Origin of the sequence: Altererythrobacter sp. KTW20L (assembly GCF_023501975.1) — a bacterium.
Taxonomy (GTDB): Bacteria; Pseudomonadota; Alphaproteobacteria; order Sphingomonadales; family Sphingomonadaceae; genus Alteraurantiacibacter.
The window spans coordinates 56,426-65,369 of the sequence record NZ_JAMFLH010000014.1 but is presented as its reverse complement, the minus strand read 5'-3'; the positions used below and the strand labels follow the sequence as shown (position 1 = coordinate 65,369).

The following is an 8,944-nucleotide window of genomic DNA, read 5'->3' as shown; positions in this document are numbered from 1 at the left end:
TGTGGTGTTCGTCGCGATGTCGGCGGCGTTGGTCGCGATATCGGCAGCATTATCGGCAATGTCCGAGGTGTTCTGCGCAATCGCGGCATCCTGCAGCGCGTCATTGGTTTCCAGCGCGTCGATGTCCGCCGCGTTGGTTGCGATGTCCGCCGCATTGGTTGCGATATCGGTAGCGTTATCGGCAATGTCCGAGGTGTTCTGCGCAATCGCCGCATCCTGCAGCACGTCATTGGTTTCCAGCGCGTCGATGTCGGCGGCATTGGTCGCGATGTCTGTGGTGTTCGTCGCGATGTCTGCCGCGTTGGTCGCGATGTCCGTGGTGTTGGTTGCGATGTCCGCCGCATTGGTCGCGATGTCGGCAGCGTTGGCGGCGATCAGCGTGTCCTGCGCGGTATCGGCAGCGAAAAGATCGCTGATGTCATCCTGCACATCGACCAAATCGTTTTGCAGATCGCTCACATTGGTTTGCAGATCGACGATATCAGCAGCGTTGGCGGCGATATTGGCAGTGTTGGCTGTAATCGCGGCGTCCTGCAGCGCGTCATTGGCTTCCAGATCGTCGATATCAGCAGCGTTGGTTGCAATGTCGGCAGTGTTGGTTGCGATATCCGTGGCGTTGGTCGCGATGTCTGTGGTGTTGGTTGCGATGTCGGCAGCGTTATCGGCAATGTCCGAGGTATTCTGCGCAATCGCGGCATCCTGCAGCGCGTCGTTGGTTTCCAGCGCGTCGATATCGGCAGCGTTGGTTGCAATGTCCGCCGCGTTGGTTGCGATATCGGCGGTGTTGGTTGCGATGTCGGCAGCGTTATCGGCAATGTCCGAGGCGTTCTGCGCAATCGCCACATCCTGCACATCGGTGTCATAAACTGTCTGCGCCAATGACGGAGCCGAGACCAGCAGTGCCGCAACGGCAGTACCTCCCAGCAGGGTCAGTTTTGTCTTACTCATGTTGATTTCTCCAATTCTCGTTCAAAATTTTCGAGAAGATTCAGTGCGGTGATGCGACCTGAAGTGATCTGCTGCTTTCCGGATCGATGTCCCCTCTTCTGCCTCGTCCGATCGATGGCCTGTCCCGCACCGGAAGTTCCCGCCGACGAAAGGGCCGGGCAGGTAGATTTCTGGCTGCAAGTGCCTGAGTGCAGGAAAAAAAGTTGAAACCGGGCATGATCGTCAGTTGGGAACTGTCGAACAAAGAGCCGTTACCGTTTCAGCCGAATCCCCCAAGCCATCGCCTACTTGGAGTAAACAGTATTGCGTGACTGACCGCGCTATGTAGGAATACTTATGTAATCGGTAACTTGAAGATTATGAATATTATGCATCCGAAATAGATGTACATCCGTTGGATGTGAATTCATCCTTGTTTGGCCGAAGCTGAAAGCGACCCGCAGGTCTGGCAGGCCATCCGTCGCAGATCCCCGCCACCCGGAATGATCAAGCTTGTAATCACCACCCAATGTCGCCAAGGGTGCGGCCAACCAATGGCTGCCCGATTGCGCATGAACCTGACCCACCCCTACCTCGATCTCGACGGCGACAAGCTGCGCGAGGAATGCGGCGTTTTCGGCGTCATCGGTCGTGCGGACGCGGCAGCGACCTGCGCGCTAGGCCTCCACGCCTTGCAGCATCGCGGGCAGGAGGCGGTCGGCATAACCAGCTTCGATGGAACGGAATTCTTTACCGTGCGCGGACTCGGCCACGTGGCGGAGAACTTCGCCACCGGGGAATCGATTGCCGAACTGCCCGGCCTGATGGCGGCAGGCCACGTGCGCTATTCGACCACCGGCGGCGCGAGCATGCGCAATGTCCAGCCGCTCTATGCGGACCTTGCCAGCGGCGGTTTCGCCGTCGCGCACAACGGCAATATCTCCAACGCTCGGCTGCTGCGCCAGGAACTGGTGCAGAAGGGCGCGATCTTCCAGTCAACATCCGATACCGAGGTAATAATCCACCTCGTCGCCACCAGCCGCTATCCGACCATGCTGGACAAGCTGGTCGATGCTCTGCGCCTGGTCGAAGGGGCCTATGCCCTGATCGTGATGACCCCGCGCGGCATGATGGCCTGCCGCGACCCGCTGGGCATCCGTCCACTTGTAATGGGCAAGCTTGGCGATGCCATCGTCTTCGCCAGCGAGACCGTGGCGCTCGACGTGGTCGGTGCCGAATTCATCCGCCAGATCGAGCCGGGCGAATTCGTCGAGGTCGATTTCGACAGCACGATCCGCAGCCACCGCCCCTTCGGCGAGGCACGCCCGCGCCCGTGCATTTTCGAGCACGTCTATTTCAGCCGCCCCGATTCGATCTTCAACGACCGCTCGGTCTATGCCAGCCGCCGCAACATCGGCATGGAACTGGCCAAGGAAGAACCGGTGGAAGCAGACCTGGTCGTGCCGGTGCCTGACAGCGGCGTTCCAGCAGCCATCGGCTATTCGCAGCAGAGTGGCATCCCGTTCGAGCTGGGGATCATCCGCAGCCACTATGTCGGCCGCACCTTCATCCAGCCGAGCGACGGCGCGCGCAATGCAGGGGTGGCGCGCAAGCACAACGCCAACCGCGCCATCGTGGCGGGCAAGCGCATCGTGCTGATCGACGATTCCATCGTGCGCGGCACTACCAGCCTCAAGATCGTGCAAATGATGCGCGATGCAGGGGCAAAGGAAGTCCACTTCCGCGTTGCCAGCCCGCCCACCGGCCACGGCTGCTATTACGGCGTGGATACACCCGAACGCTCCAAACTGCTGGCCGGCCGGATGGACCTGGCTGCCATGCGCGAATTCATCCAGGCCGACAGCCTCGCCTTCGTCTCGATCGACGGGCTCTATCGCGCCGTCGGCCTGGCCGGGCGCGACAATGTGAACCCGCAATATTGCGATGCCTGCTTCACTGGCGAATACCCCACCAGCCTGACCGACAATGCCATTGTCCAGGCGGAAGAGGCGCAACTGAAGCTGCCGGTCGGCAAGGTCGCCTGAGCCATGGGTGACGTGATTGCCAACAGGCCGCTGGAAGGCCGGATCGCGCTGGTCACCGGCGCCAGCAAGGGCATCGGCGCCGCCACGGCCATCGCACTTGCCGCGGCGGGTGCCCATGTCGTGATCACCGCGCGCACGGTGAAGGAATTGGAAGTGGTCGAGGATGCGATCCACGATGCCGGCGGCACCTCCACCATCGCCCCGCTCGACCTGACCGAGAACGACTCCATCGGCCGGCTGGCACAGGCCCTTGCCCAGCGGTGGGAGCGGCTGGACGTGCTGGTTATTTCCGCCGCCACCCTGCCCACGCTCACCCCCGTCACCCAGATCGACGCGCGCCAGTTCAACCAGGCGCTGACCTTGAATGTGCTGGCCACGCAGGCCCTGCTGGCGGTGTTCGATCCGCTGCTGAAACGCAGCAAGCATGGCCGGATCATCGGCCTCACCAGCTCGGTCGGGGCAGAGCCGCGCGCCTTCTGGGGCGCCTATGGCGCGACCAAGGCGGCATTCGACAACCTCCTGCTGAGCCACGGCCAGGAGATCGGCCGGATCAGCGATACGCGCGTCGCTATCGTCGATCCCGGCGCGACCCGCACGGCCATGCGCGCCAAGGCCTATCCGGGCGAAGATCCGCAGAGCGTTAAGCCGCCCGAAGTGGTCGGCCAGGCCATCGTCCAGATGCTGGTGGACGACTTTTCCAACCTGACCCGGAAAAGAGTGGAAACTTCAGCTTAACCATTGCCGGTAAGGTGCTGGTAAGCAGAACGGACCATTCTGTGCTCGCAAGGCCTTGAAAGGCCATGGTTGCAGCATACGAGGGGTGGGAATTCGGCATGACATTGCACAATGTCCAGGGGCGGTACGACGTGGCGGCGCAGGAGGACCGTTCGGCTCCGCGCACCAGGATCGTCATTCCGGCACAATTGCGCGCCTCGGGCATGCGTTCGTTCCAGACTGTGGTGAATGACCTGTCGCTTTCAGGCTTTTCCGCCACGGCAGTAACCCGGATGCACCCGGGTTCGATGTGCTGGCTGACCCTGCCCGGCCTCGAATCGCTCCAGGCAGAAGTGGTGTGGTGGGAAAACGGCCTGTGCGGCTGCGCCTTCTCCAACCTGATCAGCCCGATCGTGCACGAGAACATTCTCGCCCGATATCGCGGAGATGGCACCTATCGGGGCTGAAGCGGCTCAACTGCGGCCTGGACCGCACGATAGAACGCCTCGCGCCCGGCCCACAATTCGTCCGATGAAGCGATCGGCCAGTTGCCGTTGGTGGCAATCACCAGCCGCCGCGCCGGATCGATAAAAATGCCCTGCCCGAAGATGCCCTGCGCGGCAAAGGTGCCGTCGTCATAGGTCCACCACTGGAAGCCATAGCCCCGGCCCGGCTCGCCGATATCGGCCTGCTTGGTCGTTGCCATGTCGAACCAATCATCAGGCACGACCTGCTCGCCGCCGATCCGCCCGCCGTCCAGCACGAACAGCCCGAACCGCGCCATGTCGCGCGTGCCGGCCTGGATGCAGCAGCCGCTGATCTCGTGGCCGGTGGAGCCCAGCAACCAGGTTGCGTCCTGCTCCATGCCGAAGGGCGCCCAGATCCTTTCCGACAGGTATTGCGCCAGCGGCTTACCGGTGGCCGAACTCACCACCACGCCGATGAGGTTGGTCTCACCCGTCTTGTAGAGCCATTGTTCGCCTGCCGGCGCGGCGCGCGGCAGCCCGCGCATATAGCTGACCGTGGTATCGACCCCCGCTTCCGGCCGATGCGCATTGAACCGCGCCACGTCTGATTGGGGATCGCCGTAGTCCTCGCTCCATGCCACCCCGCTGGTCATGGTGAGAAGCTGGCGAATGGTCACGTCATCATATGCCGAACCTGCAAGATCAGGCACATAGGCGCTGACCCTGTCATCGAGCGAGCGGATCGCGCCGTCCTGCAGGGCTGCTCCCACCAGCGTGGAGGTGAGGCTTTTCGCCACCGAAAAACTGGTCCAGCGGCCGTCCGGTCCAAAGCCCCGCGCATAGCGTTCGAGCACCACCCGCCCGTCCACCAGCACGACCAGCCCGGCCACGCGCTGCTGTTCGATATAGGCATCAAGATAGAGATCGAGCGCCAGTGGTTCTCCTGCAGGCAGGGGGCGAACGCTGTTACCCCGCGCGATGACCCGCGAATCGACCACCCACCCCAGCTTGTCGAGCGCACGGAAACCGGCATCGCGCTGATCGTCGGTCCAGAACAGGATGTCGGTATCGGTCGGGCCGGTGGCAATCAGGGTGCGCAGATCGCGGTCGAGCGACAGCCAGCCCGCCGTGCCTAGCCCGGCCGCCAGGGCCAGCGCGATGAGCCAGCGCTTCATCCGGCCTTGACCAGCGTGGCTTGGCTCACGGTGATCCCCCCGCCTCGAAAACCGCCTTCGCAATACTGCAGGTAATAGCGCCACAGGCGGCAGAACCGTTCGTCGAACCCTGCAGGCAGACGCCCTTCACGCTCCGCCGCATCGAAGTTCTCACGCCACAGGCGCAGGGTCTCGGCATAGTCGAGGCCGAAGTCCTCCTGGTCCTGCCATGCCAGCCCGCGTTCTTCGGCCAGGCGGCGGAATTCGCTAGTGCGGATCAACAGCCCGCCAGGGAAGACATAGGCCTGGATGAAATCGGCGTTGCGGGCATAGCCGTCGAACAGTTCCTCGCGCATGGCGATGTACTGGATCGCCGCGCGGCCGCCCGGCTTCAGGTTGCGCGCCACGCAATCCATGAAGGTCGGCCAGTATTCGCGGCCCAGGGCCTCGACCATTTCCACGCTGACAATGGCATCGAACTGCCCGGCAACGTCGCGGTAATCCTGCTTGCGGAAATCGATACCGGGGTGTTTTTCGCGAGCCCAAGCCAGTTGTTCAGCGGACAGGCTGATGGCGGTCACTGCGCTGCCGTGATGGGCGAAATGTCCTGCCAGGCCGCCCCAACCGCAGCCGATTTCGAGCAGGCTACCAGGTTTGCCCAGCCGCTCCGCCAGCCGCTGCCACTTGCGTTGCTGCGCCTGCTCCAGCGGATCGTCGCCAGTGCGATAGGCCGCCGAATAGCTCATCGTCGGATCGAGCCAGGCGCCATAGAAATCGTTGCCGAGATCGTAATGCAGGTGGATGTTGCGCTGCGCCCGCGCTTTCGTGTTGCGGTTCAGCGCATGGAAGGCCCGCGCCGCCCAGCGCCACGGACCCTTGGCGCGGCCCACTTCGCCTAGCGACACGCCATTGGCCATGAACAAGGCAAACAGTGGCACCGGATCGGGGCTGGACCACTCGCCCGCCTCCCACGCCTGATACCATCCGGCCGAGCCGCCCGTGGCAAGCCGCAGCAGTGCGCGCCAGTCCTTCAGTTCAACGATGCATTCAAAACCGGGGGCCCGCCCACCCAGCCTGCGGTGGCTGCCATCGGGCAGGATTCCGTGGATTGTTCCTGTCACCAGCCCGGCGTCGATCCGGTCCAGTATCCCGGCAAACCCCGGCGCGACAAGGCGCGCGAGGAAGCCCGGGCTCGACCCGAAATTCCCACCTGCTTCCAGCAGCCCTGCTCCCCGCGTCGCCATGCGGCGTCTATGGACTTCGCGTCCGCGCGCGGCAAGATCAGGCCTTGCTGTTGCGGTATGATTCCAGCGCCCGCTCGCGTCCTTCGCGGTGGCCGATCAGCTGCGCGGGATAGTCTTCCGGGCGGCAAAAGTGGCTGGCCGGATCGTGGACATAGGGATCATCGAGGCCCGACAGCTCCGGCACCCATTGTCGGATGTATTCACCCGCATCGAATTTCTCGCTCTGGCTGAGCGGCGCCATGATGCGGACAAACATGTTGCTGTCCACGCCAGTGCCCGAAACCCACTGCCAGTTGGTGGCATTGCTCGGATAATCGGCATCGACCAGCGTATCCCAGAACCAGCGCTCGCCATGCCGCCAGTCGATCAGCAGGTGTTTGACGAGGAAGGAGGCGGCGATCATCCGCACGCGGTTGTGCATCCAGCCGCAATCCCACAACTGCCGCATCCCCGCGTCCACGATGGGATAGCCGGTGCGGCCCTGTTGCCAGGCTTTCAGGTCTGCCGCTGCCTGCTCGTCGGTTTGCGGGTCGCGCCACAGGCCATCATCGTAGCCGTCGCGATAGGACCGCGCGCCATAGTCCGGGAATTGCAGCACGAGGTTGGCGGCATAGTCGCGCCAGGCCAGTTCGGCGCGGAAGAAGCCGGGGCCTTCGCCGGTCATGCCTTCGGTCGCGTGCCACAACTGGCGCGGCGAGATCTCGCCGAAGTGGAGGTGCGGCGAGAGGCGCGACGTGCCGTCGATGGAAGGCAGCTCGCGGTCCTGCCGATAGGGGCCGAGATCGTCCGCGAATGCGTCCATCCGCTTGTGTGCGGCAAGGGAGCCCGGCGTCCACGCCTCGGCAAAGCCGCGCGCCCAGTCGGGATTGCGCGGCAGCAGGTCCCAGTCGGCCATCTTGTCGGAGGCGGGCCAGTCTTCGGGAGATGACAGCACGGGTTCGGGCAGCAGGTCCACCCCGTCGAGCCGCTCGAACAGGGCGTTCTTGAACGGCGTGAAGATCTTGTACGGCGTCCCGCCTCCGGTGGTCAGCGAACCGGGCGGGAGGAGGTAGAGGCCATCGTAGAGGCACAGCTCAAGTCGTGCGGAAACCGCGCGTTCGGCGCTCCGCCACCAGGGCTCGACATGGCGCAGAGCGTGGACTGTAGTGGCACCAGTTTCGTCGGCCAGTGCGGCCAGTACATCGGCAGACTTCCCGCGCCGCAGAATCAGCCGTGAATGATGGCGGGCGAGGTCCTTTTCCAGTGCCTTCAGGGAATGGTGTAGCCACCATCGGCTGGCCGCGCCCATCCGGCGGTGTCGGGGGGTCTCGTCATCGAGGATGTAGACCGGGATGACCGGGCCTTGCGCCGCAGCGATCGTGAAGGCGGGTTGGTCGGCCAGCCGCAGGTCGCGTCGCAGCCAGACGATTTGCGGCACTGGCACGGGCTTCCTCCTGCGATGGCGGAGAACGGCCCTAGGGTACGGGCAGTTCCGGCGGGACGCAGACTTCGGCGGGAAGCTCCACCGTGAACCCTCCCTCGCCGCGCCCCAGATAACGCGCGTCGGTTAGGAGATAGCGCCCGTCATCGGCAACACGGACCATCGGCACCCGCGACCAGAACAGGAAGGGCGCAGCTTCGGGCACGGCCTTGGCGATGTGCGGCTTGTCGCTCTCGGTCAGGTCGAAATCGCCGACCGGTTCGCCGTTGATGGTGTAGCGGCCATCACTGCCCACGATCATGTCGCGCTGCCAGAACAGGACCGGCGGCGGGCTGGCGATCACCACCGCGCCCTCGCCCGCCAGTTCGGCTTCCCGTGCATGGGTGATCGCGGCGTTAAGCCCGATGTAAGCGAGCATCACGGCCATCGCCGCGCGCGCGGGCTTGATCCAGTCACCCCCACGCTTCTCGCGGCGGAGCGAGAACCATACGCCGCCGACCAGGAGCACCCACAGGAACAGGTCGATGATGAACAGCACGTCGCCATAAAACCATTGCTGGCTGAACGGGGCGAGCAGGCGGATACCATAGACATTCATCCAGTCGAGGGCCGGATGGCTGAGGCAGCCGATCAGGCTGAGGAGGTAGAGCCATTTGAAGTTCACCGGCAGGCGGCTGTCGGGCCGCCCAAACCGGCCTTGGCCGCGTTTCGCCTGCCACCGGTCCCAGCCATAGAGCAAGCCCGCCAGCATCAGCGGCAGCAGGAACCACGCGGGCGGCCCGTGGGTGATCCCGCGACGGAAAGCCAGATGCTCCACCCCGTCGAGCCAGAAGAAACACGCCGCATCCACATCGGGCAGGTTTGCGCCGATGATCAGCGCGGGCATGGCAAGGCCGGTCTTCTTCTTCAGCCCGCACTGGCCAATCAGCGCGCCGGTGAGGGAGTGGGTGAGGTTGTCCATCGAAGATTGATT

Annotated in this window: 8 protein-coding genes; 3 read left to right on the top strand and 5 right to left on the bottom strand. The window is 63.8% G+C overall.

What is annotated here, in order from left to right:
* Nucleotides 1-948: hypothetical protein (locus M3P36_RS13830; RefSeq protein ID WP_502798387.1), on the bottom strand; the 948-nt coding region annotated here is incomplete at its 3' end.
* Nucleotides 949-1,499: 551 nt separating this feature from the next.
* Here M3P36_RS13830 and purF point away from each other — a divergent pair.
* From purF to M3P36_RS13815, 3 genes are all read left to right on the top strand, one after another.
* The gene (gene purF, locus M3P36_RS13825; protein ID WP_249704282.1) at nucleotides 1,500-2,972 is read left to right on the top strand and encodes an amidophosphoribosyltransferase; all 1,473 of its coding nucleotides are present in this window, start codon (nucleotides 1,500-1,502) and stop codon (nucleotides 2,970-2,972) included.
* A 3-nt stretch (nucleotides 2,973-2,975) separates the two neighbouring features.
* Nucleotides 2,976-3,707 carry an SDR family NAD(P)-dependent oxidoreductase gene (locus M3P36_RS13820; RefSeq protein ID WP_249704279.1) on the top strand — a complete coding sequence of 244 codons (732 nt, stop codon included), beginning with the start codon at nucleotides 2,976-2,978 and terminating at the stop codon, nucleotides 3,705-3,707.
* 98 nt (nucleotides 3,708-3,805) lie between these two features.
* Nucleotides 3,806-4,153: a PilZ domain-containing protein gene (locus M3P36_RS13815; protein WP_249704278.1), complete on the top strand. Its 348-nt coding sequence runs from the start codon at nucleotides 3,806-3,808 to the stop codon at nucleotides 4,151-4,153.
* On the opposite strand, the gene M3P36_RS13810 is transcribed toward M3P36_RS13815, so the two are convergent.
* Genes M3P36_RS13810 through M3P36_RS13795 form a run of 4 tightly spaced genes read right to left on the bottom strand, consistent with a single transcriptional unit; the run spans nucleotide 4,141 to nucleotide 8,932 of the window.
* Nucleotides 4,141-5,328: a serine hydrolase domain-containing protein gene (locus M3P36_RS13810; protein WP_249704277.1), complete on the bottom strand. Its 1,188-nt coding sequence runs from the start codon at nucleotides 5,326-5,328 to the stop codon at nucleotides 4,141-4,143. The genes M3P36_RS13815 and M3P36_RS13810 overlap by 13 nt on opposite strands.
* Entirely contained in the window at nucleotides 5,325-6,551 is a 1,227-nt protein-coding gene (locus M3P36_RS13805; protein WP_249704276.1) for an SAM-dependent methyltransferase, read from the bottom strand. Before M3P36_RS13805 ends, M3P36_RS13810 begins: the two co-directional genes overlap by 4 nt.
* Nucleotides 6,552-6,588: 37 nt before the next feature.
* On the bottom strand, nucleotides 6,589-7,974 hold the full coding sequence (locus M3P36_RS13800) for a cryptochrome/photolyase family protein (protein WP_249704275.1): 1,386 nt from the start codon (nucleotides 7,972-7,974) through the stop codon (nucleotides 6,589-6,591).
* 31 nt (nucleotides 7,975-8,005) lie between these two features.
* Nucleotides 8,006-8,932, bottom strand: coding sequence for a metal-dependent hydrolase (locus M3P36_RS13795; RefSeq protein WP_249704274.1), 927 nt, complete (start codon nucleotides 8,930-8,932; stop codon nucleotides 8,006-8,008).
* Nucleotides 8,933-8,944: the final 12 nt, after the last annotated feature.